Raw genomic sequence first — 25,718 nt, 5'->3', positions numbered from 1 at the left:
ATAAGTGACCCCAGACGTGAAGGAAAGTTTCAGCGGTGGGCCCCCACCCGCCCCCGCAGCCCTCGCCGCCAAGGTACGGACCCTCGCGCCGACCATGACCCGCTCCATGCAGCTCGTCGCCGAAGCCGTCGCCGGTGACCCCGCCGGCTGCGCCGCCCTCACCGTCACCGGTCTCGCCGAGCTGACCGGTACGAGCGAGGCGACCGTGGTCCGCACCGCCCGCCTCCTCGGCTACCCCGGCTACCGCGATCTGCGCCTCGCGCTCGCCGGTCTCGCCGCCCAGCAGCAGTCCGGCCGCGCCCCCTCCGTCACGGCCGACATAGCCGTCGACGACCCCATCGCCGATGTCATCGCCAAGCTCGCCTACGACGAACAGCAGACGCTCGCCGACACCGCCGCCGGACTCGACACCGTCCAGCTCGGCGCCGTCGTCGCCGCTGCCGCCACCGCCCGCCGGATCGACATCTACGGCGTCGGCGCCTCCTGCCTCGTCGGCATGGACCTCGCCCAGAAGCTGCTGCGCATCGGCCTGATCGCGCACGCGCACTCCGACCCGCACCTCGCCGTCACCAACGCCGTACAGCTCCGCTCCGGCGACGTCGCCATCGCGATCACCCACTCCGGCTCCACCGGCGACGTCATCGAACCGCTCCGCGTCGCCTTCGACCGGGGCGCGACGACGGTCGCGATCACCGGCCGCCCGGACGCTCCCGTGTCCCAGTACGCCGATCACGTACTGACCACCTCCACCGCCCGCGAGAGCGAGCTGCGCCCCGCCGCCATGTCGAGCCGTACGAGCCAGCTCCTCGTCGTCGACTGCCTGTTCATAGGCGTGGCGCAGCGTACGTACGAGACGGCCGCGCCCGCGCTCTCCGCGTCGTACGAAGCCCTCGCGCACCGCCACAGCCCGCGCAACACCCGCTGACCCTTCACCACCAAGCGCACCCGCACCCGCACCCGTATACCGCTCACTCACACGAAAGAGCCGCTTCTCCATGACCTCCCAGTACGGCGAACTCCGCGCGCAGCTCGAAACCCTCACCACCGAGGCGTTCCGCCCCGAGCTCGCCGAGATCGACCAGCTGCCCACCCTCGAAATCGCCCGCATCATGAACGGCGAGGACAGCACCGTCCCCGCCGCCGTCGCCGCCCAGCTCCCCCGGATCGCCGCCGCCATCGACGCCACCGCCGAGCGTGCGGCGCGCGGCGGCCGGCTGATCTACGCGGGCGCCGGTACGGCGGGCCGGCTCGGCGTGCTGGACGCCAGCGAGTGCCCGCCCACCTTCAACACCGACCCCGAGGAGGTCGTCGGTCTGATCGCGGGCGGCCCCGGCGCGATGGTCACGGCCGTCGAAGGGGCCGAGGACTCCAAGGAGCTGGCCGCGGCCGATCTGACCGCCATGAAGCTCTGCGCGGAGGACACGGTCGTCGGTATCTCCGCCTCGGGCCGTACCCCGTACGCGATCGGAGCCGTCGAGCACGCCCGCAGCCTCGGCGCGCTCACCATCGGGCTCTCCTGCAACGCGCACAGCGCGCTGGCCGACGCCGCCGAGCACGGCATCGAGATCGTCGTCGGCCCCGAACTGCTCACCGGCTCCACCCGTCTGAAGGCCGGTACGGCACAGAAGCTCGTCCTCAACATGCTCTCGACCATCACCATGATCCGGCGCGGCAAGACATACGGAAACCTCATGGTCGACGTCCGCGCCTCCAACGAGAAGCTGCGCGCCCGCTCCCGGCGGATCGTCTCGCTCGCCACGGGCGCGTCGGACGACGAGATCGAGACCGCGCTCGCCGCCACCGACGGCGAGGTGAAGAACGCCATCCTCACCATCCTCGGCGCGGTCGACGGACCCACCGCCGCCTCACTCCTCACCGACTCCGACGGCCATTTGCGCGCCGCGCTGAAGGCCGCCCGCACCAGCTGAAAGACCACGCACCATGGCGCCAGTGGACAGACCCGACCCCTCCGGAACAGACAGAAACCGCGCCACGGCCGAGGCGATCCTCCCGCTCGTCGGAGGCTCCGCGAACATCGCGTCCATCGCCCACTGCATGACCCGGCTCCGCCTCGGCCTGCACGACCGTTCCCTCGTGCAGGACGAAGCGCTCAAGGCACTGCCCGCGGTACTCGGCGTGGTCGAGGACGCGACGTACCAGATCGTCCTGGGCCCGGGGACGGTGGCGCGGGTGACTCCTGAGTTCGAGCGCCTGGTGGAGTTCGAGCGCCTGGTGGAGGCGGAACGCGTACCTCGGGCAGCGACCCCGACCCCCACCCCCACCCCCACCGCGGCGGAACTGGCCGAACGCGGCGCGGCGATCAAGGAGGCCCGCAAAGCGCGGAACGCCACCCCGTTCAAGCTCTTCCTCCGCCGCATCGCCAACATCTTCGTCCCCCTCATCCCCGCCCTCATCGGCTGCGGCATCATCGCGGGCCTGGGCGGCCTTCTCACGAACCTCCACTGGCTCCCGGCCCTCGTCCCCGCCCTCACCGCTCTCGCGGTCGGCTTCATGTCGCTGATCGCGGTCTTCGTCGGCTACAACACGGCGAAGGAGTTCGGCGGTACGCCCGTCCTGGGCGGCGCGGTCGCCGCGATCATCGTCTTCCCGGGCGTCGCCAACGTCGACGCGTTCGGCCAGAAGCTCTCCCCGGGCCAGGGCGGTGTGCTCGGCGCGCTGGGCGCGGCGGTGCTCGCGGTGTACGTCGAGAAGTGGTGCAGGCGGGTGGTCCCGGAGGCGCTGGACGTCCTCGTGACCCCGACCCTGACCGTCCTCGTCTCCGGTCTGGTCACGCTGTACGGCCTGATGTACGTCGCCGGTGAGGTCTCCACGGCCATCGGCGACTTCGCGAACTGGCTGCTGCTGAACGGCGGCGCGGGCGCCGGCTTCGTCCTCGGCGGCCTGTTCCTCCCCCTGGTCATGCTGGGGCTGCACCAGGCCCTGATCCCGATCCACACCACCCTGATCGAGCAGCAGGGCTACACCGTCCTCCTCCCCATCCTCGCCATGGCGGGCGCGGGCCAGGTCGGCGCGGCGGCGGCGGTCTACGTACGCCTCCCCCGCAACGGCTCGATCCGCCGCACCATCAAGTCCGCCCTCCCGGCCGGTTTCCTGGGCGTCGGCGAACCGCTCATCTACGGCGTCTCCCTCCCCCTCGGCCGCCCCTTCATCACGGCCTGTGTCGGCGGCGCCTTCGGCGGCGGCTTCGTGGGCCTCTTCAACCAGCTGGGCGCGGCGGTCGGTTCGACGGCGATCGGCCCGTCCGGCTGGGCGCTGTTCCCGCTCCTCGACGGCAACAAGGGCCTGGGCGAGATGGTCGTGGTGTACGGGGGCGGGCTGCTGGTCGGCTATGCGGTGGGCTTCGTCGCCACGTACTACTTCGGCTTCACGAAGACGATGCTGACGGAGCTCAACGCACACGCGGAAGCGAAAGCAGAAGCAGAAGCGGAAGCGGAAGCGGAAGCGGAACCCTCAGCCGTGCCGGAAAGCGGCCCGGTACCCGTGCGGACTGGCGCCGACGACCCGCTTGAACCGATCGCGGAAAGCGGCAGGTGACCCGAACCCCGTCCGCGAGGGTGGCCAGTTGTTCAGCGAGTGCGACCGGTTCGCGGCAGCCCGGCTCCGTCAGCAAGGCGGCGATCAGTTGCACCATGCGTAGTTTCTGCTCGCGGGCGTAGGAGTGCACCGCGCTCCCCGGGTCGGGGAACTCCACGGCGGCATCGATGAACGGACACCCGCGCACCGGAGCCGTGTCCGCCTCCGCCGGCGGGTCGAACAGCTTGAGGATCCGTTCTCGCGGAGGGATGTCCCATGCCCGTCGCGTTGATCCCCTGGGTCGCGAACAGCTGAGCGGCGGCAGCCAGAACGCGCTCCCGACCTCCACGCCCACGCCCTCGCCCTCGCCCTCGCCCTCGCCCTTGAGATGCCGTAGCCGTCGTACAGACGCTGCTCCTGGCCATGACCGGGGTTCGGCGTGGACAGTTGCCCCGCAGGGACTGCTGAGCTTCTACGCCGACACCGTCCGCGCCGAACTCGGCGTCACCGGAGGAAGGCTGCTCGTGGGCATCTCCTTCGGCTATGCCGACGAGACCGCGCCGGTGAACCGGGTCACGACCGAGCGGGCTCCGCTTGAGTCGACCACGGCCTTCCATGGCCAGGAACCTCCACGACGGGAGCGTTAACGTCTCAGCTCGCCGCTCCCACCGCCGCCGTACGCAGGAACCGCACCAGGTCGTCCACGCTGTACCCGAGCAGCGGCCCGCGCTCGGCGGCCATCAGCAGCAACTGCCCCACCACCTCGGCGCCCCGGCCGTCGGTCCCGTCCGAGGCCCACTCCCAAAGCCCCTCGATCCCGAGATCGGTCATGAGCAGGCCGTGCTCGGCCCTGATCTCGGCGCACAGCGGCGCCACCGCGTCGAGCAGGGTCGCACCCCGGCGCGCGCAGCGCAGACTGAAGTACGCCTCGAATCGCACCACCGTGCATCCCTCCGGTGGCCGGGCCTTGAGCCCGTCGTAACGGGGGTCGTCAAAGTCCGGGGAACTGTCGGCTGAGCAGTGCACGAGGCTGAACCGGTGGGTGACGACATCTCTTGTGTCCTGGGTACGAAGCAACGCAACTCTCCACTGTGTGTGACTGATTGGGCTACACAGAGTGGCCGACAGTCGCTAGCGTGAACAGAGGAAGCAGCACAACACCGACATCTGTCTCACCGGGAGCACCCGTGCCTGGACCCAAGCCACTTGACCCGTCGTCCTCACCCCGCGCCATGCTCGGCGCCGAGCTCCGACATCAGCGCGACGAAGCCGGTATGTCCCAGGAGGAGCTGGGCAGGCCGATCTTCGTCAGCGGATCGCTCATCGGCCAGATCGAGGCCGGTACGCGTCGAATGCAGCCGGAATACGCGATCCACTTCGATGAGGTCTTCAAGACGGACGGCTTCTTCCTGCGGAATTGCGAAGCGCTGAAGAAGTCGAAGTATCCGGATCACTTCGCAGAGGCGGCGGAAGCCGAGGCGATCGCGACGGTGATCAAGGAGTACGCGCCCCAGCTGATCCCGGGTCTGTTGCAGACGGAGGCGTATGCACGGGCGGTGTTCCGCAGGTACCACCCGACCGCGACGGAAGAAGCCATCGATGAACTGGTCACGGCGCGACTGGATCGCGCCAAGCTGCTGAAGGATCCGACAAAGCCCCTTGTGTGGACGGTGCTTGACGAGGCGATTCTGCGGCGACCGGTGGGCGGACCTGCGGTGATGGCGGAGGCGCTGCGCCACGTCGTTGCACTGATCCGACGGCACAGGATCATCGTGCAGGTGCTGCCGTTCGACGCGGGCGCGCACGCATCAATGGGAGGCGCCATCAAACTGATGAGGTTCGAGGACGCACCTCCACTCGCTTACCTTCAAGGCACGGGATCGGGCCAACTGCTGGACGATCCGGCCTCGGTCGCCCGGTACGAACTGGCCTACGATTTGGTGGGGGCCAGCGCACTCTCACCAGAAGCATCCTTGGACCTGATCGCATCAGTGGCGGAGGATTACGCACATGAGAAACAGAAGCCATGAGTACGACCTGAGCGGCGTGTCCTGGCACAAGTCCAGCTACAGCGACGGCAGCGGCGGCGACTGCCTGGAAGTGGGCACCTGGCAGAAGTCGACGTACAGCGACGGCAGCGGCGGCAACTGCCTGGAGGTAGGCACCTCCTGGCGGAAGTCGACCTACAGCGACGGCAGCGGCGGCAACTGCCTGGAGGTGGGTACCGTCTGGCACAAGTCGAAGCACAGCGGCGGCAGCGGCGGCGACTGCGTCGAAGTAGGCAGTGTCTGGCGCAAGTCGACGCACAGCGGTGGCAGCGGCGGAAGCTGCGTCGAGGTGGCCGACGGCCACCCCGACATCGTCCCCGTCCGCGACTCCAAGAACCCCGACGGCCCGGCGCTCGTCTTCCGGACCTCGGCGTGGTCCACATTCATCACGGACGTCAAGGCCGGTTGACCCATCCGGCGGTCCGACAGCGGAGGAATGATGCTCCTATAGATCGTCAAGCGGGCGTCGGCCGTGAGGCGAAAACGCCCGCGCCGAGGCGAGGGGGAGGCAGCGTGGATCGAGATGCCACGAGGGCGTGGTGGGCGGGGCTCGTCGGCCGGGTGGCTGTCGCCGTGCTGGTGTCGGCCGGCCTCTCGCTCCTGACCTCGATCGTTCTCATCGGCTTGCCTCACGGCTGGGAGACGGCAACGTCCTGGGCCGACATCACACTGCGCTCGTCATGGATCGCCGGTTTCGTTGTCCCGGTCACCATCGCCACGCATCTGATGAGCCACTTTCGTCGCCGCAGGCGGCACCCCGCGCACGATCGCGACCGGCCCCGATCCTTCAAGAGGGGCGGTAAGCACCGTTGACCGGGGGCAATGTCAGCCCCCTCCACTAGCTTGTCGGCATGACTGAATTCGTACTGGTAGCAGGCGCGTGGCTCGGTTCCTGGGCGTGGGACGAGGTGGTGCCGGAGCTGCGCGCGGCGGGCCACGGCGCCCATGCGGTGACGCTGTCCGGCCTCGCCGAGAAGCAGGGCGTACCGGCCGGGCAGCAGAGGCACGTCCAGGACATCGTGGACGCGGTCGAGCGGAACGGTCTGCGGGACGTCGTCCTGGTCGGCCACAGCTATGCGGGCATCCCGACCGGCCAGGCCGCCGAGCTGATCGGTGACCGGCTCGCGCGCGTCATCTTCGTGGACTCCAGCGTTCCGGCGGACGGTGAGTCGTTCGTCTCCGACTGGCCGGACGGCCGGGCGATGGTGGAGGGTGCGATCGCCGAGACCGGCGGCTTCTGGCCCCCGCTGGCCGCGCCCGACTACGCGGGCCAGGGCCTCACCGACGAGCAGATCACCCGGATCGTCACCGGCTCGACACCCCACCCGGGCGCCTCCCTCACCGAGCCCGCCGAGCTGGCGCGCCCGCTCGGCGAGCTTCCGGCGACGTACATCAAGTGCCTGCTCGACGGCGCCGAGCCGAGCCCCCGCGTGGCCGCGCTGCTGACCGGTGAGCGCTGGCGGCTGGTCGAGATGGACACCGGCCACTGGCCGATGTTCTCCCAGCCGCACGAACTGGCCCGCGTCCTCCTCACCGAGGCTGGCGACTCATCGCCAACACCTTGATCAGTACCCGCCCCGACCTCCACGCTGACAGAACACCCCGAACCAGTGGATCAGTGGAGGTTTCCCCATGCTGCGGAAAACCCGGAAAGCCCTTGTCCTGTCGGCCGCCGTGACCACGCTTCTCGCCGGTACGTCCTTCGCTCCCGCCCACGCGGACGCGGCCGAGCCCGGCGTGATCATCACCGATGGCGACCGCGTCCATCTCTCCAGCACTCCACCCCCCACCGCGTCCGCCCACGGGTGGTGGAAGAAGGTCAGCGGGCCCGGCGACAAGGCGCGCGTGACCGTTGAATTACAGGTGAAGAACGCGGACGGCTCCTGGCGGACGGTGGCGACCGGTTCCAAGGTCGTGAAGCCGGGTGGCGGCAGCGCACGGCGGGCGAATGCGCGCAAACAGTGCGTCAACGTCCGTCGGACGATCAGCTGGCGAAGCGTCATCGATGTGGACATCATCGGTGTCATCGACTCACCCGAGAAGGCCGCCACGGCGCCCCAGTCGTTGCGGTGCGCCGTCTAGAAAGGAAGCCCCTTGACCGACGACGCGTATCTGGCACCGACCATGATTCTGGGCGTCCACGGGGTCCTCGACCTGGATCCCTGGGTCCGCCGGGCGTACGAGGACCACAGCTTCGAAGAGGACATGTACAGCCTCGTCGTGAAGCGCACGGTCGCCTACGGGCTGAGTTCCTTCCACGCGGGCGGCCCCGAGGGTGAGCGCTGGGGACACAACGACGCGGGCGGGGACTGGACCCAGGACGGAAAGGTCCACCAACTGGCCTGGCTCCAGGTCGCGGTCACCGAAGACCTTCGTGGGCAGCGGATTCCGATTCAGCCCGCGGCGACGGTCCTCCGCGACGTCCTGACCCGCCTGGGCCGCTTCCGTCTCACGGGCCTGCACACCCTGGCCCCCCTCCATCTGGCCCCTGACGGCCGCGCCGATCTCGTGGACGCGGCGGCCTGGTTCGCCCTCGCGGACCCGGATCCCGGCGCGTCGGTCGATCTCACCGTGTCCGTATGGGCCACCGAGGCCGCCGGCCTGCCCGGCCGCGCGTCCGACCTCCTCGCCGCGGCCCAGGAACGTACGTACGACGCGATGACGATCCGGCCCGCACCGGCGACCGCGGCCACGGCCACCGCGCAGGACGGTCTGGACCTCCCCCTCGCGGGAGGGGTCCAGACGGAGGGAATGCGCCCCGGCCCGGCGTTCCATTGCCGTGTCCGTGAATGGTCACTCGATGTGGCGGCATGGACGACGGAGATCTTCGTGGACGCCCTGAGGTCCACGGGATCGACCGCCCCGGCGCTGATCACGGTGTCGGCCCGGGAGGGCACTCACTGAGAAGCCCGGGCAGGAAGCCGGACCGGTCAGCCCGCTATGCGGTAGCGGCGCTCACGGCCGGCCCGTCGGTACGGCACCCTCTCGGCTCGGCCGGCCGCCGACGTCGATCTCGGGGGAGACCGCCGATGGTTCGGTGATGCCCGGGGTGCCTGCGGGCGGCACCGGAGGAGCCGGGTCCCGCGGGCCGCCGGGCAGCTGCGCCGACAGGTAGATGGCCACCCCGGCGGCGGCCACACCGAGCGCCGCGAGGGCGGCCCTGCGCACCCGGCGCACGCCCCAACCGCGGCCCTGCGGGGGTTCCTCGTGGCGCAGCTCGCGGTGTGTGACGAGCGCGGCGCGTGCGGCCAGCGCGGCGCGCAGCCGCTCCTCGGTCGCGAGTCGGCGGTCCTCGGCATCCGGCCTCATCGGACCACCTCCAACTTCTTCTCCAGTGCGTCCAGCGCGCGGCTCGCGGTGGACTTCACCGTGCCGCGCGACAGGCCGAGCGTCTGTGCGATCTGTGCCTCCGACAGCTCCGACCAGTAGCGCAGCACCAGCACCTCGCGCTGGCGCCGCGTCAACTGGGCGAGTGCGTCAAGGACTTGACGATGCTCCTCGGCGAGCAGCAGCCCCTCGTCCACGGGCGGCCCGTATCCCTCATGGGGCGGGGTGTGGCCACGGGCGGTGCGACGTCTGCGCAGTACGGAGCGGGCCGCGTTGACCACGGCGGTGTGCAGGTAGGCCGCCGGGTCCTGGAGCCCGTCGAGCGAGGTGCCGTGCGTACGGCAGACCGCGGCGAAGGCGTCCTGGACGACGTCCTCGGCGGTGTGCAGATCGTCCACCAGGAAGAGCGCGAGCCGCACCATGTCGAGTCGCCGCGCCCGGTACAGCTCGGTCAGCGTGGGCCGTGGCTCGTCGTGGTACGGCGTACCGAGTGCCCGCAGATGACGCCCCCGCGTCGGCGTGTCCTCGGTCGGGGACATGCGGGCGAGCAGGCGGGACCACCAGGGCGGCGATGCGGGGATGGAGTACTGCATGGACCTCGTTCCGTTGCGGGAGGGGCGGGCGGCCCGGGGAATGGCCGGCCCGCCCCGTGGCGCTGCGCCCCGTGGCGCTGCTCCCGCGCTTAGTTCACCGGGACGGGCCTGGCCTCGGTGACGGCCCGCTCAGGGGTCGGCTTGCCCTCGGAGATAACCTTCGGCGCCTTGGACTCAGCGGCGGGCGCACCCTCGGCGACGGCCTTCGGCGCCCTGGACTCGGCGACAACCTTCGGCGCCTTGCCCTCGGCGACAGCCTTCGGGGCCCTGGACTCACCGGCCGGCTTACCCTCGGTGACGACCTCCGGCGCGACCGGGGACGCCTTCTTCTCGCCGGAGTCGGCGACGGCCTGCGTGGCGAAGCCGCCACCCAGCAGCAGCGCGGCGCCGATGACGGCGCCCAGGCCCCGACGACGGGAACGGAGGTTCGACTTGGCGTGCGACGACATGAGTTTCTCCCGAACTGTACGAAAACACGGTCTGGAACATCAGCTGAAGGGCGCCTTCAACCCACCAGACGTGCGACACCCCCCGGGGTTGCGCCCCCATCCGAAAAACTTCCTCACGGCCCGGGGCTCAAGCCTCAGGATCCGAGCCCTCTTTGCAAGGAATGGGAGGCGGGCCTCTACCCACCCACCCTCCCCGCCTGGGGTGTTGACTTTTCGTGACCGGATTGACATGCAGGGTTGCGACGCTCTGGCGTGCCCTTCAGGAGTCCTTCGGGGCACAAAACAGCCCCCGCCGATGCTTGCGACATCTGGCGAGGGCCTGACCAATCAAGATCGACGCTTCAGGAAAGCGATCCCATGGCTGAGAGCCAGCTCAGTGCTGCTGTGCCCGAGACGCACGCGACGTCACCCGCTTCACCCACTTCTCCCCCGATGGCGGTCCCCGGCTACGGCAAGCGTTCGACGCCCGGTCAACAGGCCCGCAGGGGTGACGACTTCGCGCACCTGCCGCCGCGCGAGGCCGCCGTCGCCGCGTTCATCGACCGGCTGCCCGAGGGCACGGACATCTCCGTGAAGGCCCTCGCCAAGGTGTTGCCGTACGGACAGTGCGCCCTGCGTACCGCGCTCCGCCGCCTCCAGGTGGCCGGGCATCTGCGGCGCGGAAAGGAACACCTCGCCGGGCCTGACGGCATGCGCTGGGTGACACCAACGGCGTCCTCATGACGGTCGAGATGACCTCCCACGATCACGACACCGATCGCCGCGACCGCAAGGAAAAGCGCGATGGCCACGCCGCCGCCGGAGTCCCCGTCCATCTCCTCGTCGACAGGGACGCGGGGCTATTGGTGATCTACACCGATCCGCAGAACGGGCAGTACCAGCTCCGTACCTCACGCCCGTACGGTGCGACGGTCAAGATCCCGGCCCCCGTCGGCATCGTTCTGGAAACCGAACCGCTCAAGGACTTCAGTCGCTGAAACGCCCGAGGGCGGCACCCCCGCAACAGGGGTACCGCCCTCGGTCACTTCAGACCATGGACCGGGTCCGAGCCGTCAGGCTCAGAAGTCCATGTCACCGCCCGGCATACCGCCGCCGGCCGGGGCCGCGCCGGCCTTCTCCGGCTTGTCGGCGATGACGGCCTCGGTGGTGAGGAACAGCGCCGCGATGGAGGCGGCGTTCTGCAGGGCAGAGCGCGTCACCTTCGCGGGGTCGATGATGCCCTCGGCGATCATGTCGACGTACTCGCCGGTCGCGGCGTTCAGGCCGTGACCCACCGTCAGGTTGCGGACCTTCTCCACGACGACGCCGCCCTCAAGACCACCGTTGACGGCGATCTGCTTGAGCGGAGCCTCCAGCGCGAGCTTGACGATCGCGGCGCCAGTGGCCTCGTCGCCCGTCAGCTCAAGCTTCTCGAAGACCGAGGAAGCCTGGAGCAGAGCCACGCCACCACCGGCGACGATGCCCTCCTCGACGGCGGCCTTGGCGTTGCGCACCGCGTCCTCGATGCGGTGCTTGCGCTCCTTGAGCTCGACCTCGGTCGCGGCGCCGGCCTTGATGACGGCCACGCCGCCGGCCAGCTTCGCGAGGCGCTCCTGGAGCTTCTCGCGGTCGTAGTCCGAGTCGCTGTTCTCGATCTCGGCGCGGATCTGGTTGACCCGCCCGGCGACCTGGTCGCTGTCACCGGCACCGTCGACGATGGTGGTCTCGTCCTTGGTGATGACGACCTTGCGGGCGCGGCCCAGCAGGTCCAGGCCGGCGTTCTCCAGCTTGAGGCCGACCTCCTCGGAGATGACCGTACCGCCGGTGAGGATGGCGATGTCGTTGAGCATGGCCTTGCGGCGGTCACCGAAGCCCGGAGCCTTGACGGCGACGGACTTGAAGGTGCCACGGATCTTGTTGACGACCAGGGTCGACAGCGCCTCGCCCTCGACGTCCTCCGCGATGATCAGCAGGGGCTTGCCCGACTGCATGACCTTCTCCAGCAGCGGAAGGAGGTCCTTCACGTTGCCGATCTTGGAGTTGACGATCAGGAGGTACGGGTCGTCCAGGGACGCCTCCATACGCTCCACGTCGGTGGCGAAGTACGCCGAGATGTAGCCCTTGTCGAAGCGCATGCCCTCGGTGAGCTCAAGCTCAAGGCCGAAGGTCTGCGACTCCTCGACGGTGATGACGCCTTCCTTGCCGACCTTGTCCATCGCCTCGGCGATGAGCTCGCCGATCTGGGTGTCGGCGGCGGAGATGGAGGCGGTCGAAGCGATCTGCTCCTTGGTCTCCACGTCCTTGGCCTGCTCAAGCAGGGCGCCCGAGACGGCCTCGACGGCCTTCTCGATACCGCGCTTGAGGGCCATCGGGTTGGCGCCGGCGGCCACGTTGCGCAGGCCCTCGCGGACCAGGGCCTGGGCGAGCACCGTGGCGGTGGTCGTACCGTCACCGGCGACGTCGTCCGTCTTCTTGGCGACTTCCTTGACCAGCTCGGCGCCGATCTTCTCGTACGGGTCCTCCAGCTCGATCTCCTTGGCGATGGACACACCATCGTTGGTGATCGTGGGGGCGCCCCACTTCTTCTCAAGGACGACGTTTCGGCCCTTGGGGCCAAGGGTGACCTTGACGGCGTCGGCGAGCTGGTTCATACCGCGCTCAAGACCGCGCCGTGCCTCCTCGTCGAACGCGATGATCTTGGCCATGTGAAGTGGTCCTCCCGGACGGATGGGGTCTCCCCTGCTCGACGCAGTTGAGAGCTTGGGGAAGGATTGCTCACGGACCGTGCTGGCGCCCGCGACGGACGGCCTGAGAGCCGTGCGGTTCCTTGCTCCACCGGCTCTTCGGGCCTCACCGACCCGGTCCTTAAGTTGTCACTCTCACTTGCAGAGTGCTAACGCCAATGATTAGCACTCGACCCCCGAGAGTGCAAGCTCCTCCAGTGCGCAGCGGCCCCTCCGGCCCCCCTCCGACCCCCTCCGGAACGCATGCCTCCGGAACGCCCGAAGGGTCCGCATCCCCTGTTCGGGGGTGCGGACCCTTCGGCGTGAGCGTGAGCGTGAGCGTGAGTACGTACGTCAGTGCGTCGGTGGCCGATCGCGCCGGGATCAGACGGCGAGCTTGACCATGTCCGCCTGCGGACCCTTCTGGCCCTGCGAGATCTCGAACTCCACTCGCTGACCTTCTTCAAGGGTGCGGTAACCGTCCATCTGGATCGCGCTGTAGTGGACGAATACATCCGCACCACCGTCTACCGCGATGAAGCCGTAGCCCTTCTCCGCGTTGAACCACTTGACGGTGCCCTGAGCCATGCCTAACTCCCCTATTACTGGCCCTTGCACGGGGCCACACTTCGCGTCGGAACGCGTCGACCGCGGCTGAATGTATCTGCCCAACTGCCCTCTGCAACAGGTCAATCGGACGAGAATTCTGGGCATGGCTGAACACGCATAGCGTTGAATTCCCTGCGTTCCAGGGCAAGTCGGGCCGGGCAAAGCGCACCTACGGCGCATACGGCACTCCGACTTCGACCCCATGTTGTCGCGTTCTCGCATGCGTTCGGCAGGGGCGACAGCGCGGCGTTCCCATACTGTACCGCGCTCAACCATGTAGAACGGCCCCCTCCGCTTCTCTTACGGAGGGGGCCGTACCAGTCACAGAGCGGAGGAAATCCGGGGAATCAGCCCCCGGCGACGGCGGGGATGATCGAGACGCCGGCGCCCGCCGGGGTGGCGGTCTCCAGGCCCTGCTCGAAGCGGACGTCGTCGTCGTTCACGTACACGTTCACGAAGCGGCGCAGCTTGCCCTGGTCGTCCAGGACGCGGGCGGCGATGCCCGGGTGGCTGGCCTCCAGGGACTCGATCACCTCGGAGAGGGTCGCCCCCTCGGCGGCGACCTCGGCCTTGCCGCCGGTGTATGTGCGGAGAATGGTGGGGATGCGGACGTTGACGCTCATGGTGGTGTTCTGCCTTCCGTCTTCCGAAACGTCGGAAACGTCGTGTGTGGTCGTCAGCTGCCGGCCAGGCCGGCGTCGCGGAACGCGTCCAGGCTCGGGCGGATGGTCGCCGTCGGGCCGGTCGTCGGGGCGACGGCGTCGAGCGTCTTGAGACCGTCACCGGTGTTCAGGACGACGGTGGTCAGCGCCGGGTCGAGGACACCGGCCTCGATCAGCTTCTTCGTCACGCCGACGGTCACACCCCCGGCCGTCTCCGCGAAGATGCCCTCGGTGCGCGCCAGCAGCTTGATCGCGTCGACGATCTGTTCGTCGGTGACGTCCTCGACGGCTCCGCCGGTGCGGCGGGCGATGTCCAGGACGTACGGGCCGTCGGCCGGGTTGCCGATCGCCAGGGACTTGGCGATGGTGTCCGGCTTCTGCGGCCGTACGACGTCGAGTCCGGCCTTGAAGGCGGTGGACACCGGCGAGCAGCCCTCGGCCTGGGCGCCGAAGATCTTGTAGGGCCTGTCCTCGACCAGGCCGAGCTTGATCAGCTCCTGGAGACCCTTGTCGATCTTCGTGAGCTGCGAGCCCGAGGCGATCGGGATGACGATCTGGTCGGGCAGGCGCCAGCCGAGCTGCTCGCAGATCTCGTACGCCAGCGTCTTGGAGCCCTCGCCGTAGTACGGGCGCAGGTTGACGTTGACGAAGCCCCAGCCCTCGCCCAGCGGGTCGCCGATCAGCTCGGAACAGAACCGGTTGACGTCGTCGTAGTTGCCCTCGATGCCGACGAGTTCACCGCCGTAGACCGCCGCCATGACGACCTTGCCCTGCTCCAGGTCGTGCGGGATGAACACGCAGGAGCGGAAGCCGGCGCGGGCGGCGGCGGCGCCGACGGCGCCGGCCAGGTTGCCCGTGGAGGAGCAGGAGAGCGTGGTGAATCCGAAGGCGCGGGCGGCTTCGACGGCGATGGCGACGACGCGGTCCTTGAAGGAGTGCGTGGGGTTGCCCGAGTCGTCCTTGATGTGCAGGGAGCCGGTGATGCCCAGTTCACGGGCGAGGTTGTCGGCCTTGACGAGCTTGGTGAAGCCGGGGTTGATGTTGGGCTTCGTGGCCACATCGGCGGGGACGGGCAGCAGCGGCGCGTAGCGCCAGATGTTGTCCGGGCCCTCGGCGATGCGCTTCTTCAGCTCTTCGGGGGTGCCGCTCGGCAGGTCGTACGCCACTTCGAGCGGCCCGAAACAGCTGGCACAGGCGAAAATGGGGCCGAGGTCGAAACGCTCTCCGCATTCGCGGCACGAGAGCGCGGCGGCGGGTCCGAGATCGACCGGGCTGACATCGGCGTCGGAGTCGGCGTTCTGTACGGCGGTCTGCACAGCCATGGAGGCGAGGCCCTTTCTCCTCATCTTCCTCGCGACGTACTTCGCCACGAGACGGAATTGGCACCTTCCCCACCGTGACCTCGAATGGTCGGCGGGAGGGTTGCCGGGACTTCAACGGGCCGTTCCCTCAGTCCCTCTGGATGAGCGCTATGGCGCCGGACCCGGGGTCCGACGCGTTTATTCACGTAACGACCCCCGGCATGCGGTGGTCATTCGTGTTGTTCAAGACTGTAACCGACGGAGCGCACGGTTGAGATAGTCGTCCGCACCGCGAGATGGATCACGTTCATGGCACACGTACGCACACGCACAGGGAGTACCGACCGTGCTGGAAGAGGTGGAGCACTGGCTGACCAGGCGTTCCTGGTCCGTGGCCGACCGCCCGCTCGACCGGTTGACGGTGGCGAAAGCCGCGCGCGGCTCGACGGTGAGTGTGGTCCTTCCGGCGCTGAACGAGGAGGAGACGGTCGGCGAGATCGTCTCCGTGATCCGGCGCGAACTGATGGAGCGGGTGCGGCTCGTCGATGAACTGGTGGTGGTCGATTCCGGTTCCACCGACCGTACGGCCGCGGTCGCCGCGGCGGCGGGCGCGCGCGTGGAGCACCGGGACGCGATACTGCCGCGGCTGCCGGCGCTGCCCGGGAAGGGCGAGGTGCTGTGGCGGTCGCTGCTGGTGACGAGCGGCGACATCGTCTGCTTCGTGGACGCCGACCTGAAGCGGTTTTCGGCCGATTTCGTGTCCGGGGTCGTGGGGCCGCTGCTGACCGATCAGGACGTGCAGTTCGTGAAGGCGATGTACGACCGTCCACTGCACCAGCCCGCGGCGGGACGAGCTCCCGGCAAGAACGGCCAGAACGGTCTGGGCAGCCTGGGTGGCCAGGGCGGCCTGGGCGGCCTGGGCGGCCAGAACGGTCAGGGCGGGCGCGTGACCGAGCTGGTGGCCAGGCCGCTGCTCAATCTGCACTGGCCCCGGCTGGCCGGTTTCGTCCAGCCGCTGGGCGGCGAGTACGCGGCGCGGCGCTCGCTGCTTGAGCGGCTGCCGTTCCCCGTCGGGTACGGCGTGGAGCTGGGGCTGCTCGTGGACGCGCTGCACATGGCGGGTCTCGACGCGCTGGGGCAGGTCGACGTCGGGGTACGGATCCACCGCCACCAGGACGAGCGGGCGCTGGGGCGGATGGCCGCGGCGATCTACCGTACGGCGCAGTTGCGGCTGTCCCGGGCGCACTTGGTACGGCCTGAGCTGACGCAGTTCGAGCGCGGCGAGAACGGTTTCGTACCGCGTACGCACGCGGTGGACACGGAGGAACGGCCGCCGGTCCGGGAGATCGCGGAGTACACGGCCGGACGCGCGGCGTAACCGAATGCGATCATGTGAATTATCTACATTGCCCGCTTATGGGCATGAATCATGTGGTGGCTGGAGCACTGACCGGGCCTCTGACCGCTGTGCACGCGCTTCCGGCCGCGGCGGGAAGCGCCGCGGAGCGGCTGTGGCTGCTGGGCGGGGTGGTGCTGGCGTTGAGCGGCGCCGGGGTGGTCGCGCTGGCCGCTCTGCGCGGCCGGCGGGACTGACGGCCGCACCCACCCGGCGGCTGCCGTGCCCCATCCGGTGACGGCCGTGCCCCACCCGGTGACGGGCGTACCCACCCAGTGGCGGGCGGGCACGGCCGTCGACATGGCCGCGTCCGTACGTTTGAGCGTTTCCGTGACTGGCTAGGTTTCGGCACATGGTTACCGAGCCGCCCTCCCGGGCCCAGGTCCTCGTCGCGTCCAACCGCGGCCCCGTCTCGTACTCACCGCGGGACGACGGCTCGCTGGAGGCCAGGCGTGGCGGCGGCGGGCTGGTGTCCGGCCTGTCGGCCATCGGGTCGGACGCGGACGCGGTGTGGGTGTGCGCGGCGCTGGGGGACGGCGACCGCGAGGCGGTACGGCGTACGGGCGGCCGGCTCGACCCCGCAGACACGGGCGGGCAGCGGGTGCGGATGCTGGGCATCGCACCCGACGTGTACGCGGACGCGTACAACGGCGTCGCCAACTCCGCGCTCTGGTTCGTCCACCACCTGCTCTACCAGACCCCGCTGGAGCCGTCCTTCGGCCCGGAGTTCCGCGCGCAATGGGCGTCGTACGAGACGTACAACCGCGCCTTCGCCGAGGCGCTGGCCGACGAGGCGGCCGACGGCGCGGCCGTGCTGGTGCAGGACTACCACCTGGCGCTGGTGCCCGGGATGCTGCGCGCCCTGCGCCCGGACCTGAGGATCGGGCACTTCTCGCACACCCCCTGGGCCCCGGTCGACTACTTCCGGCTGCTGCCCGACGACATCGCGCGCCAGCTGCTGCGCGGCATCCTCGGCGCGGACCGCGCGGCCTTTCTGACGCACCGGTGGGCCGACGCGTTCACGGCGTGCTGTACGGAGCTGCTTGGCGGGACGGGCGGCACGGGAAAGACACAGATCGGCGTGCACGGCCTGGGCGTGGACGGCGACTTCCTGCGCGAGCGCGCGCACCGCCCGGACGTGGCCGAGCGGATCGTGACCCTGCGCGGGCAGATCGGCCGTACGAGCACGGGCGAGGAGCGGAAGACCATCGTCCGGGTGGACCGTACGGAACTGTCGAAGAACATCGTGCGCGGCCTGCTCGCCTACCGGCTGCTGCTGACCGACCGCCCGGAATGGCGCGAACGCGTCGTCCATGTCGCCTTCGCCTACCCGTCCCGGCAGGACCTGGCGGTCTATCGCGACTACACCGCCGAGGTCCAGCGGGTGGCCGACGAGATCAACGCCGAGTTCGGCACGGAGGGCTGGGTCCCGGTCGTCCTCCATGTCCGGGACGACTTCGCCCGCTCGCTGGGCGCCTACCGGCTGGCGGACGTGGCGCTGGTCAACCCGATCCGCGACGGCATGAACCTGGTCGCGAAGGAGATCCCCCTCATCTCGGAGCGCGGCTGCGCGCTGGTGCTCTCGCGGGAGGCGGGGGCGTACGAGGAGCTGGGCGAGGACGCGCTGGTGGTGAACCCGTACGACATCAGCGCCACGGCGGCGGCTCTCCACGAGGCGCTGTCCATGCCGGCCGACGAGCGCGCGGAGCGCGCCAAGCGGCTCGCCGCGGCGGCGACGGCGCTGCCGCCGCAGCAGTGGTTCCTGGACCAGCTGACGGCGCTGCGCGCCTGACACGACGGGGATGCCGGGGGATGCCGGGGATGCCGGGCGCGTCAGGCGTCAGCCGTCAGCCGTCAGGCGACCGCTTCCGCCAGCGCCGCCAGGAAGTCCGCCAGCGCCGCCGGTCCCGGCAACGGCAGGTCGGCGCGCTCGGCCAGTTCCGGCACTTCGGTGCCGCTACAGATCAGCAGCCCCGGGTGGCCGTCCGAGCGAAGCTTCTCGACCGCCGCGTAGGCCGGGAGGTCGCCCAGGTCGTCGCCCGCGTACAGGACCGTCTCGGCGCCGACCTCGCGTACGTACTCCAGCAGCGCGACCCCCTTGTCCATGCCGGGCGGGCGCAACTCCAGGACCATACGGCCCGGTTCGACGATCAGGCCGTGGCGGGCCGCCAGCTCGGCCAGCGGGTCGCGCAGGGCGTCGAAGGCGGCCTGCGGGTCGGAGGCGCGGCGGGTGTGGACCGCGACCGCTTGGCCCTTCTCCTCGATCCAGGTGCCACGCCAGGCGCCGAACCGGTCGAGGACGCCGGGGAGTTCGGCGCGGACCGCCGCGACGCCCTCGTTCGGGGCGGGGGCACGGACGGTGCCGGAGACGGCGTCCCAGCGCTCGGCGCCATAGTGGCCGAGGACCACGAGGTGGTCCAGTCCCGGCACACCGGCGAAGCCGCCGTACCGCACCGCGACCCCGGCCGGGCGGCCGGTGACGACCGCGACCGACGCGACATGCGGCGCGAGCGCGGCCAGGGCGGGGACGGCGCGCGGGTGCGCGCGGGCCTGTTCGGGGTCGGGGACGATCTCGGCGAGAGTGCCGTCGAAGTCGAGCGCGACGACGGCCTTGCCGGGCCGCGCGAGAAGCGCGGCCAGACCATCGGCGCCGGCGGGGGTGGTCGGTCGCGGCAGGGGGTACGGGTTGCTGCCCATGCCCCGACCTTAGCGGCGCCCGCCACCGCGGGGAGCCTGTCCGGCCAATGGAGGCTCCCCGCGAGGACATCTACCGGCGCTAACGGCGGCGGCGTCTCTCGTCCCTGACCCGCCGCAGCCTGTTCACCGTCACCGGGTCGTGCTCCAGCGCCAGCGGATCGTCCAGCAGCGCGCCCAGCAGCTGGTAGTAGCGGGTCGGCGACAGGCCCAGCCCCTCCCTGATCGCCCGCTCCTTGGCCCCGGGGCCCGGCCAGCCGCGCCGCTCCATGGCGAGCACGGCACGGTCCCGCTCGGACAGCCCCTCGGGACCACGTACGTCCTCGGAATCAGCGAGGTCAGCAGGGTCAGCGAGGTCAGCGGGGTCGGTGGGGTCAGACGCGGTCATATGACCACACGCTACTCGGCGGCCTCGGCCGCCGCCGCGTCCCTGGCGATCCCGCCCAGGACGTTCGACGGGCTGGCGCCGGGCTCGACCGCCTTGCCGATGTTCTTCTTGAAGCTGTCGCTCACTCTGCCCCACGAGTTCTTGCCGTACGGAATCAGCTCGGAAGTGGGCAGCGCGTCCAGGAACTCGCGCAGATCCGCGTACTGCGGGTCCGCCGCCATCGCCTCGTTCGCGCTGTAGGTGACCGGCAGCAGGTCGTACTGCCCGGCGAAGGACATCACGTTCTTGTCGTTGTACGCGAAGTCCAGGAACTTGCCGATCTCCGTACGGTGACCGTTCTGCTTGAAGGGCATCATCCAATCGGCCACGCCCATGGACGCCTTGGCCTTGCCGTTGACGCCGGGCAGCGGCACCATCCCGACCTTGACGCCCTGCTTCGCGGCCTCCTCCATCAGGGAGGGATGTCCGTTGAGCATGCCGACCTGACCGCTGCTGAACGCCTTGAAGGCGGTGGCGCGATCCAGCTTGCCGGGCGCGACGGGCCCGGTCAGCCCCTTGCCGACAAGCTCCTTCTGGAGCCACTGGAACGTCTTGATGTTCTGCGGCGAGTCGATGTTGTACGAGCCGTCGGCGGTGTCCGTGTAGCCGCCCCCGCCGCTCAGCAGCCACATCAGGGTCTCGCCCTGCGCCTCCTCGGAGCCCAGCGGCAGCGCGAACGGTGTCGTCACGCCCGTCGCCTTGAGCGCCTCCGCGTTGGACTGGATGTCGTCCCAGTTCTTCGGGGCGTCGAGACCGGCCTGGTCGAAGAGCTTCTTGTTGTAGAAGAGCAGCCGGGTGGAGGCGACGAACGGCAGTCCGTACTGGATGCGGTTGACCTTGCCCGCGTCGGCGAGCTGGGAGAGGAAGTTCGCCTGTGTGGGGACGGAGAGCACTTCGTCGGCGGCGTAGAGCTCGCCCTGCTTCGCGTAGTTGGCGTACGAGCCGACCTGCGCGATGTCGGGGGCCTGGTCCTCCCCGACCATCGTGGCGACATCGCTGTCGACGGTCTTCCAGGGACGGATGCTGACATCGACCTTGATCCCGGGGTTCTCGGACTCGAACGCCGAGGCGAGCGCGGACCAGTACTTCTCTGAGCCGTTCTCGGAGTTGGTGCCGTAGTCCGCGGCGACGAACTTGAGGGTGACGTCCCCGGACCCTCCCGTACTGCCGCAGCCCGCCAGCGCCATTGTCATGCCCCATGCGGCTATCGCCGCGGTCATTCCCAGATAGCGCTGTCGCACAGCTGTGTTCCCGCCCTTGTTCTTCGATTGCGCGTAAGGCCCCAGTCGGTCCCCCGTGACGCACTGTTATGAAGCAAGTGATTTTCCCTCATCCGGAGGTTTCGGGTCCACCTGGGATTGGTTTCACTTAGGCAACGCCCAACCCATGGCTCGACGGGCTTCCGCGTTTGCCCAACGGGTTCCGCGTTTGTATGGAGACTCAACAATCCTGGGCAGTGGACTAGACCTTTCACGGGTCTACGCGCGAGACTGTTCCCGTGAGACACGTCATCGCCCTGGATGTGGGCGGCACCGGTATGAAAGCCGCCCTGGTGGGGGCGGACGGCGCGCTGCTGCACCAAGCGCGGCGGGCCACCGGCAGAGAGCACGGGCCCGAGGCCGTCGTGGAGACCATCCTCGGCTTCGCCGCGGACCTGCGCGCGTACGGCATCGAGCACTTCGGGGAGAGCGCGGTCGCCGCCGGGGTCGCCGTGCCCGGCATCGTCGACGCCGAGCGCGGTATCGCGCTGTACTCCGCCAACCTCGGCTGGCGCGACGTGCCGATGCGCGAGCTGCTCGGCGCCCGGCTCGGCGGCGTACCCGTCGCGCTCGGTCACGACGTACGCACCGGCGGTCTCGCCGAGGGGCGGCTCGGCGCGGGCCGGGGGGCCGACCGGTTCCTGTTCGTGCCGCTGGGCACCGGGATCGCCGGGGCCATCGGTATCGCGGGCGCCATCGAGGCCGGTGCCCATGGTTACGCGGGTGAGATCGGCCATGTCGTGGTCCGCCCCGACGGGCCCGACTGCGGCTGCGGCCAGCGCGGCTGTCTGGAGACCCTTGCCTCCGCCGCGGCCGTGACCCGCGCCTGGGCGGCGGCGAGCGGCGACCCGGAGGCGGACGCCGCCGACTGCGCGAAGGCCGTGGAGTCCGGCGACCCCGCCGCCGTACGGGTCTGGCTCGACGCGGTCGACGCGCTCGCCGCCGGGCTGGTCACCGCGCTCACCCTGCTCGACCCCCGAACGCTCATCATCGGTGGCGGTCTCGCCGAAGCCGGGGAAACCTTGTTCACACCCCTGCGGGCCAAGGTCGAGGAGCGGGTGACGTTCCAGAAACTGCCCGAGATCGTCCCGGCGGCCCTCGGCGACACCGCCGGCTGTCTGGGCGCGGGGCTGCTGGCCTGGGACCTGCTCGCCGCCGCCCAGCAGCCGTCCGCCGGAGCGGGACCCACCACAGCGCACCCCACCGAAGCGCACCCGGCCAACGCGTACCCGGCAAACACGCACCCCACCGAAGCGCACCCCGCCGAAGCGCACCCCACCGAAGCCCACGCCGCCCAGCCGCACCGCAGCGACGACACCGACCCGCCCGCCGACGAACCACTCGCCACGGAGGTATCCGCCTGATGGCCGCTAGCGCCCCACGCGCCGCGCACGCCGCACGCACCCCACGCGCCGGAAGCACCGTTCTCACCGGCGCCCGGGTGGTGCTGCCCACCGGAACCGTGGACGGCGGGCGGGTGATCATCGAGGGCGGCCGGATCGCGGGCGCCGCCCACGACGACGCCGCCTCGCTGGATCTCTCCGGCCACTGGATCGTCCCGGGCTTCGTGGACATGCACAACCACGGCGGCGGCGGCGCGTCGTTCACCTCCGGCTCGGTGGACGACGTACTCACCGGCATCCGTACGCACCGCGAGCACGGCACCACCACCCTCGTCGCCTCCACCGTCACCGGCGAGATGGACTTCCTCGCCCACCGCGCCGGCTTCCTCTCCGAGCTGGTCGAGCAGGGTGAGCTGGCCGGGATCCACTTCGAGGGCCCGTTCATCTCCCCCTGCCGCAAGGGCGCCCACAGCGAGGCGCTGCTGCGCGACCCCGACCCGGCCGAGGTGCGCAAGCTGCTCGACGCGGCGCGCGGCACGGCCAGGATGGTCACGCTCGCCACCGAGCTGCCGGGCGGCATCGAGTCCGTACGGCTGCTCGCGGAGCACGGCGTGATCGCCGCCGTCGGCCACACGGACGCGACGTACGAGCAGACCGTGGAGGCCATCGACGCGGGCGCGACCGTCGCGACACATCTCTTCAACGCGATGCCGCCGCTCGGACACCGCGCTCCTGGACCGATCGCCGCGCTGCTGGAGGACGAGCGGGTCACGGTCGAGCTGATCAACGACGGTACGCATCTGCACCCCGCGGCCCTGGAGCTGGCGTTCCACCGCGCGGGCGCGGGCCGGGTCGCCTTCGTCACGGACGCGATGGACGCGGCCGGGTTCGGCGACGGGCGCTACGAGCTCGGCCCGCTCGCCGTCGAGGTCAAGGAGGGCGTCGCGCGGCTGGTGGAGGGCGGCTCGATCGCCGGTTCCACGCTGACCCAGGACATCGCGTTCAAGCGGGCGGCGACGGTGGACCGGCTGCCGGTGGAGGACATCGTGCGGGCCATCTCCGCCAACCCGGCGCGGCTGCTCGGCGTGTACGACAAGGTCGGCTCGCTGGAACCGGGCAAGGACGCGGACCTGGTGGTCCTGGACGAGGAGTTCTCGGTCAAGGGTGTCCTGCACAAGGGCGAATGGGTGATTGAACCCAAGTAGGTTGATTTAGCCGCAAGTACGAGGAAAGCCATACGAAGGCGGTCGGCCCGGGGTCTGGGCCTACCGCCTTCTGTTTGGCATGATCGCTCCGGTAATCGGGCCGGGCGAGCAACCGGCCGAGCCGGCAATCGACCGAGCCAGTATTCGGCCGAGCCAGTAATCCGGCCGAACGAGCGCGTTTCTTGGGGGTGCGACGGATGATCGTCACGGTCACGCTCAATGCCGCGCTGGACATCACGTACCGCACCCCCGCGCTGGTCCCGCACACCACGCACCGCGTCAGCGAGGTCGCCGAACGTCCTGGCGGCAAGGGCCTGAACGTCGCGCGGGTGCTGTCGGCGCTGGGCCACGAGACGGTGGTGACGGGGTTCGCGGGCGGCCGGACGGGCGATGTACTGCGGGAACTGCTCGGCGACCGCGGCTACGGGGCCGGGGCCGGGGCCGGGGGCTCCAGGAGCCGGCCGGTGGACGCGCTCGTACCGATCTCCGGGTCCACCCGCCGTACCCTCGCCGTCGTCGACGAGACGAGCGGCGACACCACCCAGCTCAATGAGCCGGGCCCGACCATCTCCTCCGCCGAGTGGTCCGACTTCCTCGGCGCGTACGAGCGGCTGCTCACCGGCGCCGACGCCGTGGCCCTGTGCGGCAGCCTGCCGCCCGGCATCCATGTCGGCGCGTACGCCGAGCTGATCCGCCGGGCCCGCGCCGCGGGCGTCCCGGTCCTCCTCGACACCAGCGGCGAACCGCTGCGCCGCGGCGTCGCCGCCCGCCCCGATCTGGTCAAGCCGAACGCCGACGAACTCGCCCGGCTCACCGGCTCCCGCGAGCCGCTGCGCGCCGCGCGCGACGCCCGCAGGCGCGGCGCGCACGCCGTTATCGCCTCGCTCGGCCCCGACGGCATCCTCGCGGCCACCCCGGACGGAATCTGGCAGGCGACCCCGCCTGCGTCCGTGAAGGGCAACCCGACGGGCGCGGGCGACTCGGCGGTGGCCGGGCTGCTCTCGGGCCTCGTCGAGCACCTGCCCTGGCCGGCCCGGCTGGCCCGCGCGGTCGCCCTGGCCACGGCGACGGTCCTGGCCCCGGCGGCGGGCGAGTTCGACGCGGAGGCGTACGAGGAGCTGCTGCCGCGGGTGACGGTGACGGAACACCCCGGACCGTAGCGTCGGGCCGGACCGTAGCGTCGGGGCCGAGGACCGAACCGAAAGCCGGAATCCGGAATCCGGAAGCTGGGAGCCGGAATCCGGGGAGTCGGAAGCTGGAATCCGGGGAGTCGGAAGCTGGAAGGACTGAGGCACGCATGCCACTCGTCAGCACCGGTGAACTCGTCACCGCCGCAAGGAACGCGGGCCACGGGATCGCCGCCTTCAACGTCATCACCCTGGAGCACGCGGAGGCGATCGCCGGCGGCGCCGAACGGGCCGGGGCGCCCGCGATCCTCCAGATATCGGAGAACGCGGTGAAGTTCCACGGCGGCGATCCCGTCGCGGTCACCGCCGCCGCGGCGGCCGTCGCCCGCGCCTCCTCCGCGCCGCTCTCCCTCCATCTCGACCATGTCGAATCGGCCGCGCTGCTGCGGGCCGCGCCCGGGGCCGGCTTCAGCTCGGTGATGTTCGACGCGTCGAAGCTGCCGTACGCGGACAACCTCGCGGCCACCGCCGAGGCCGTGCGCTGGGGCCATGACCACGGCATCTGGGTCGAGGCGGAACTGGGCGCGGTGGGCGGCAAGGACGGCGAACCGTCCCTCGACGCACACGCCCCGGGGGTACGTACGGATCCGGCCGAGGCGATCGTCTATGTCGGCGAGACCGGTGTGGACGCGCTGGCCGTCGCGGTCGGCTCGTCCCACGCGATGACCCGCCGCACGGCCGCTCTCGACCACACCCTGATCGCCGCGCTGCGCGACGCCGTCCCCGTACCCCTGGTCCTGCACGGTTCGTCCGGCGTCCCGGACGAGGAGATCCGCCGGGCGGTCGCCTCGGGCATGGTCAAGATCAATGTGGGAACGGCCCTCAACACGGCCTTCACCGGCGCCGTACGGGACTATCTCGCGGCGCATCCGACGACGGTGGACCCCCGGAAATACCTCGTCCCGGCTCGCGAGGCGATGGCCGGGACGGTGGCGGGTTTCCTGCGGGTGGTCGGCTCCGTGGACTCCACGGGGTCGTGATC

At 70.2% G+C, this 25,718-nt stretch carries 28 protein-coding genes, 3 pseudogenes and 1 riboswitch; of the genes and pseudogenes, 20 read left to right on the top strand and 11 right to left on the bottom strand.

From position 1 onward, the window contains the following. Positions 1-4 precede the first annotated feature (4 nt). From ACFRMN_RS26075 to ACFRMN_RS26060, 4 genes are all read left to right on the top strand, one after another. On the top strand, positions 5-925 hold the full coding sequence (locus ACFRMN_RS26075) for a MurR/RpiR family transcriptional regulator (protein ID WP_383023306.1): 921 nt from the start codon (positions 5-7) through the stop codon (positions 923-925). Positions 926-995: 70 nt separating this feature from the next. Then, a complete protein-coding gene (gene murQ / locus ACFRMN_RS26070) occupies positions 996-1,928 on the top strand; it encodes an N-acetylmuramic acid 6-phosphate etherase (protein WP_383023303.1) in 933 nt (310 codons plus the stop codon). Between the two features lie 22 nt (positions 1,929-1,950). Continuing rightward, the gene (locus tag ACFRMN_RS26065; RefSeq protein WP_383023301.1) at positions 1,951-3,555 is read left to right on the top strand and encodes a PTS transporter subunit EIIC; all 1,605 of its coding nucleotides are present in this window, start codon (positions 1,951-1,953) and stop codon (positions 3,553-3,555) included. A gap of 503 nt (positions 3,556-4,058) precedes the next feature. Then, entirely contained in the window at positions 4,059-4,181 is a 123-nt protein-coding gene (locus ACFRMN_RS26060; protein WP_383023298.1) for a hypothetical protein, read from the top strand. Positions 4,182-4,185: 4 nt separating this feature from the next. On the opposite strand, the gene ACFRMN_RS26055 is transcribed toward ACFRMN_RS26060, so the two are convergent. Then, positions 4,186-4,611, bottom strand: a complete 426-nt coding sequence (locus ACFRMN_RS26055) for an amidase (RefSeq protein ID WP_383023295.1) — start codon at positions 4,609-4,611, stop codon at positions 4,186-4,188. Positions 4,612-4,721: 110 nt separating this feature from the next. On the opposite strand from ACFRMN_RS26055, the gene ACFRMN_RS26050 reads away from it, so the two are divergent. The 7 genes and pseudogenes from ACFRMN_RS26050 (at position 4,722) to ACFRMN_RS26020 (ending at position 8,486) form a co-directional block, all read left to right on the top strand. Further along, positions 4,722-5,564 (top strand): helix-turn-helix domain-containing protein, encoded by an 843-nt coding sequence (locus tag ACFRMN_RS26050; protein ID WP_383023293.1) that lies wholly within the window; start codon positions 4,722-4,724, stop codon positions 5,562-5,564. Next, positions 5,545-5,637 (top strand): annotated as a pseudogene (locus ACFRMN_RS26045) (DUF397 domain-containing protein); the annotation flags it as partial. The gene ACFRMN_RS26050 and the pseudogene ACFRMN_RS26045, both read left to right, overlap by 20 nt. Next, on the top strand, positions 5,635-5,991 hold the full coding sequence (locus ACFRMN_RS26040; protein WP_383023347.1) for a DUF397 domain-containing protein: 357 nt from the start codon (positions 5,635-5,637) through the stop codon (positions 5,989-5,991). The pseudogene ACFRMN_RS26045 and the gene ACFRMN_RS26040, both read left to right, overlap by 3 nt. A gap of 104 nt (positions 5,992-6,095) precedes the next feature. After that, entirely contained in the window at positions 6,096-6,395 is a 300-nt protein-coding gene (locus ACFRMN_RS26035; protein ID WP_383023291.1) for a hypothetical protein, read from the top strand. 38 nt (positions 6,396-6,433) lie between these two features. Further along, complete coding sequence (locus tag ACFRMN_RS26030; protein WP_383023288.1) at positions 6,434-7,147, top strand: alpha/beta fold hydrolase; 714 nt, start codon at positions 6,434-6,436, stop codon at positions 7,145-7,147. A 67-nt stretch (positions 7,148-7,214) separates the two neighbouring features. Continuing rightward, entirely contained in the window at positions 7,215-7,664 is a 450-nt protein-coding gene (locus ACFRMN_RS26025) for a hypothetical protein (protein ID WP_383023286.1), read from the top strand. Positions 7,665-7,676: 12 nt separating this feature from the next. Further along, positions 7,677-8,486, top strand: coding sequence for a hypothetical protein (locus ACFRMN_RS26020; protein WP_383023284.1), 810 nt, complete (start codon positions 7,677-7,679; stop codon positions 8,484-8,486). Between the two features lie 51 nt (positions 8,487-8,537). On the opposite strand, the gene ACFRMN_RS26015 is transcribed toward ACFRMN_RS26020, so the two are convergent. The 3 genes from ACFRMN_RS26015 to ACFRMN_RS26005 form a co-directional block, all read right to left on the bottom strand. Then, entirely contained in the window at positions 8,538-8,891 is a 354-nt protein-coding gene (locus ACFRMN_RS26015; protein ID WP_383023281.1) for a hypothetical protein, read from the bottom strand. After that, complete coding sequence (locus tag ACFRMN_RS26010; RefSeq protein WP_383023279.1) at positions 8,888-9,502, bottom strand: RNA polymerase sigma factor; 615 nt, start codon at positions 9,500-9,502, stop codon at positions 8,888-8,890. The genes ACFRMN_RS26015 and ACFRMN_RS26010 overlap by 4 nt, the downstream gene beginning before the upstream one ends. An 89-nt stretch (positions 9,503-9,591) precedes the next feature. Further along, positions 9,592-9,951, bottom strand: a complete 360-nt coding sequence (locus ACFRMN_RS26005; RefSeq protein WP_383023277.1) for a hypothetical protein — start codon at positions 9,949-9,951, stop codon at positions 9,592-9,594. A gap of 432 nt (positions 9,952-10,383) precedes the next feature. Between ACFRMN_RS26005 and ACFRMN_RS26000 the strand changes: the two are divergent. Further along, positions 10,384-10,662: pseudogene (locus ACFRMN_RS26000) on the top strand (hypothetical protein); the annotation flags it as partial. 8 nt (positions 10,663-10,670) lie between these two features. Beyond that, positions 10,671-10,928, top strand: a complete 258-nt coding sequence (locus ACFRMN_RS25995) for a Uma2 family endonuclease (RefSeq protein ID WP_383023275.1) — start codon at positions 10,671-10,673, stop codon at positions 10,926-10,928. A gap of 81 nt (positions 10,929-11,009) precedes the next feature. Here ACFRMN_RS25995 and groL read toward each other — a convergent pair whose 3' ends face one another. The 4 genes from groL to thrC all read right to left on the bottom strand — a co-directional run bounded on the left by groL (position 11,010) and on the right by thrC (position 15,246). Then, positions 11,010-12,635: a chaperonin GroEL gene (groL, locus tag ACFRMN_RS25990; RefSeq protein ID WP_383023273.1), complete on the bottom strand. Its 1,626-nt coding sequence runs from the start codon at positions 12,633-12,635 to the stop codon at positions 11,010-11,012. Between the two features lie 402 nt (positions 12,636-13,037). Then, positions 13,038-13,241, bottom strand: a complete 204-nt coding sequence (locus ACFRMN_RS25985; protein ID WP_005315736.1) for a cold-shock protein — start codon at positions 13,239-13,241, stop codon at positions 13,038-13,040. Between the two features lie 368 nt (positions 13,242-13,609). After that, complete coding sequence (locus ACFRMN_RS25980; protein WP_383023271.1) at positions 13,610-13,885, bottom strand: ubiquitin-like small modifier protein 1; 276 nt, start codon at positions 13,883-13,885, stop codon at positions 13,610-13,612. 53 nt (positions 13,886-13,938) lie between these two features. Then, positions 13,939-15,246 (bottom strand): threonine synthase, encoded by a 1,308-nt coding sequence (thrC, locus tag ACFRMN_RS25975; RefSeq protein ID WP_383023270.1) that lies wholly within the window; start codon positions 15,244-15,246, stop codon positions 13,939-13,941. A 17-nt stretch (positions 15,247-15,263) separates the two neighbouring features. After that, positions 15,264-15,393, bottom strand: a riboswitch (SAM riboswitch). Between the two features lie 178 nt (positions 15,394-15,571). On the opposite strand from thrC, the gene ACFRMN_RS25970 reads away from it, so the two are divergent. The 3 genes from ACFRMN_RS25970 to ACFRMN_RS25960 all read left to right on the top strand — a co-directional run bounded on the left by ACFRMN_RS25970 (position 15,572) and on the right by ACFRMN_RS25960 (position 18,413). Beyond that, positions 15,572-16,603 (top strand): glucosyl-3-phosphoglycerate synthase, encoded by a 1,032-nt coding sequence (locus tag ACFRMN_RS25970; protein ID WP_383023268.1) that lies wholly within the window; start codon positions 15,572-15,574, stop codon positions 16,601-16,603. A 56-nt stretch (positions 16,604-16,659) separates the two neighbouring features. Continuing rightward, the gene (locus ACFRMN_RS25965) at positions 16,660-16,818 is read left to right on the top strand and encodes a hypothetical protein (protein ID WP_383023266.1); all 159 of its coding nucleotides are present in this window, start codon (positions 16,660-16,662) and stop codon (positions 16,816-16,818) included. Positions 16,819-16,973: 155 nt separating this feature from the next. Continuing rightward, positions 16,974-18,413 carry a trehalose-6-phosphate synthase gene (locus tag ACFRMN_RS25960; protein ID WP_383023265.1) on the top strand — a complete coding sequence of 480 codons (1,440 nt, stop codon included), beginning with the start codon at positions 16,974-16,976 and terminating at the stop codon, positions 18,411-18,413. Positions 18,414-18,475: 62 nt separating this feature from the next. Here ACFRMN_RS25960 and otsB read toward each other — a convergent pair whose 3' ends face one another. From otsB to ACFRMN_RS25945, 3 genes are all read right to left on the bottom strand, one after another. Next, complete coding sequence (gene otsB / locus ACFRMN_RS25955) at positions 18,476-19,318, bottom strand: trehalose-phosphatase (protein WP_383023263.1); 843 nt, start codon at positions 19,316-19,318, stop codon at positions 18,476-18,478. 79 nt (positions 19,319-19,397) lie between these two features. After that, positions 19,398-19,703, bottom strand: coding sequence for a DUF3263 domain-containing protein (locus ACFRMN_RS25950; RefSeq protein WP_383023262.1), 306 nt, complete (start codon positions 19,701-19,703; stop codon positions 19,398-19,400). A gap of 11 nt (positions 19,704-19,714) precedes the next feature. Continuing rightward, entirely contained in the window at positions 19,715-20,962 is a 1,248-nt protein-coding gene (locus ACFRMN_RS25945) for an ABC transporter substrate-binding protein (protein ID WP_383023344.1), read from the bottom strand. Between the two features lie 278 nt (positions 20,963-21,240). Here ACFRMN_RS25945 and ACFRMN_RS25940 point away from each other — a divergent pair. From ACFRMN_RS25940 to ACFRMN_RS25925, 4 genes and pseudogenes are all read left to right on the top strand, one after another. Next, positions 21,241-22,155 (top strand): annotated as a pseudogene (locus ACFRMN_RS25940) (ROK family protein); the annotation flags it as partial. Positions 22,156-22,364: 209 nt separating this feature from the next. Then, entirely contained in the window at positions 22,365-23,549 is a 1,185-nt protein-coding gene (gene nagA / locus ACFRMN_RS25935) for an N-acetylglucosamine-6-phosphate deacetylase (RefSeq protein WP_383023260.1), read from the top strand. Positions 23,550-23,746: 197 nt separating this feature from the next. After that, a complete protein-coding gene (locus tag ACFRMN_RS25930; RefSeq protein WP_383023259.1) occupies positions 23,747-24,709 on the top strand; it encodes a 1-phosphofructokinase family hexose kinase in 963 nt (320 codons plus the stop codon). Positions 24,710-24,846: 137 nt separating this feature from the next. Then, a complete protein-coding gene (locus ACFRMN_RS25925) occupies positions 24,847-25,716 on the top strand; it encodes a ketose-bisphosphate aldolase (RefSeq protein WP_383023257.1) in 870 nt (289 codons plus the stop codon). The last annotated feature ends 2 nt before the right edge of the window (positions 25,717-25,718 follow it).

The organism is Streptomyces sp. NPDC056835 (assembly GCF_042789485.1).
GTDB lineage: Bacteria > Actinomycetota > Actinomycetes > Streptomycetales > Streptomycetaceae > Streptomyces.
Note: the sequence above shows the minus strand (reverse complement) of the source record. Positions and strands in the feature narration are given on the sequence as shown.

Excerpts from the sequence above, each read along its gene's own strand:
- murQ (WP_383023303.1), top strand. The coding sequence starts at position 996 with ATGACCTCCCAGTACGGCGAACTCCGCGCGCAGCTCGAAACCCTCACC.
- ACFRMN_RS26030 (WP_383023288.1), top strand. The coding sequence starts at position 6,434 with ATGACTGAATTCGTACTGGTAGCAGGCGCGTGGCTCGGTTCCTGGGCG.
- ACFRMN_RS26025 (WP_383023286.1), top strand. The coding sequence starts at position 7,215 with ATGCTGCGGAAAACCCGGAAAGCCCTTGTCCTGTCGGCCGCCGTGACC.
- ACFRMN_RS26015 (WP_383023281.1), bottom strand. The coding sequence starts at position 8,891 with ATGAGGCCGGATGCCGAGGACCGCCGACTCGCGACCGAGGAGCGGCTG.
- ACFRMN_RS26010 (WP_383023279.1), bottom strand. The coding sequence starts at position 9,502 with ATGCAGTACTCCATCCCCGCATCGCCGCCCTGGTGGTCCCGCCTGCTC.
- ACFRMN_RS26005 (WP_383023277.1), bottom strand. The coding sequence starts at position 9,951 with ATGTCGTCGCACGCCAAGTCGAACCTCCGTTCCCGTCGTCGGGGCCTG.
- ACFRMN_RS25995 (WP_383023275.1), top strand. The coding sequence starts at position 10,671 with ATGACGGTCGAGATGACCTCCCACGATCACGACACCGATCGCCGCGAC.
- groL (WP_383023273.1), bottom strand. The coding sequence starts at position 12,635 with ATGGCCAAGATCATCGCGTTCGACGAGGAGGCACGGCGCGGTCTTGAG.
- ACFRMN_RS25985 (WP_005315736.1), bottom strand. The coding sequence starts at position 13,241 with ATGGCTCAGGGCACCGTCAAGTGGTTCAACGCGGAGAAGGGCTACGGC.
- ACFRMN_RS25980 (WP_383023271.1), bottom strand. The coding sequence starts at position 13,885 with ATGAGCGTCAACGTCCGCATCCCCACCATTCTCCGCACATACACCGGC.
- thrC (WP_383023270.1), bottom strand. The coding sequence starts at position 15,246 with ATGGCTGTGCAGACCGCCGTACAGAACGCCGACTCCGACGCCGATGTC.
- ACFRMN_RS25960 (WP_383023265.1), top strand. The coding sequence starts at position 16,974 with ATGGTTACCGAGCCGCCCTCCCGGGCCCAGGTCCTCGTCGCGTCCAAC.
- otsB (WP_383023263.1), bottom strand. The coding sequence starts at position 19,318 with ATGGGCAGCAACCCGTACCCCCTGCCGCGACCGACCACCCCCGCCGGC.
- ACFRMN_RS25950 (WP_383023262.1), bottom strand. The coding sequence starts at position 19,703 with ATGACCGCGTCTGACCCCACCGACCCCGCTGACCTCGCTGACCCTGCT.
- ACFRMN_RS25945 (WP_383023344.1), bottom strand. The coding sequence starts at position 20,962 with ATGACCGCGGCGATAGCCGCATGGGGCATGACAATGGCGCTGGCGGGC.
- nagA (WP_383023260.1), top strand. The coding sequence starts at position 22,365 with ATGGCCGCTAGCGCCCCACGCGCCGCGCACGCCGCACGCACCCCACGC.
- ACFRMN_RS25930 (WP_383023259.1), top strand. The coding sequence starts at position 23,747 with ATGATCGTCACGGTCACGCTCAATGCCGCGCTGGACATCACGTACCGC.
- ACFRMN_RS25925 (WP_383023257.1), top strand. The coding sequence starts at position 24,847 with ATGCCACTCGTCAGCACCGGTGAACTCGTCACCGCCGCAAGGAACGCG.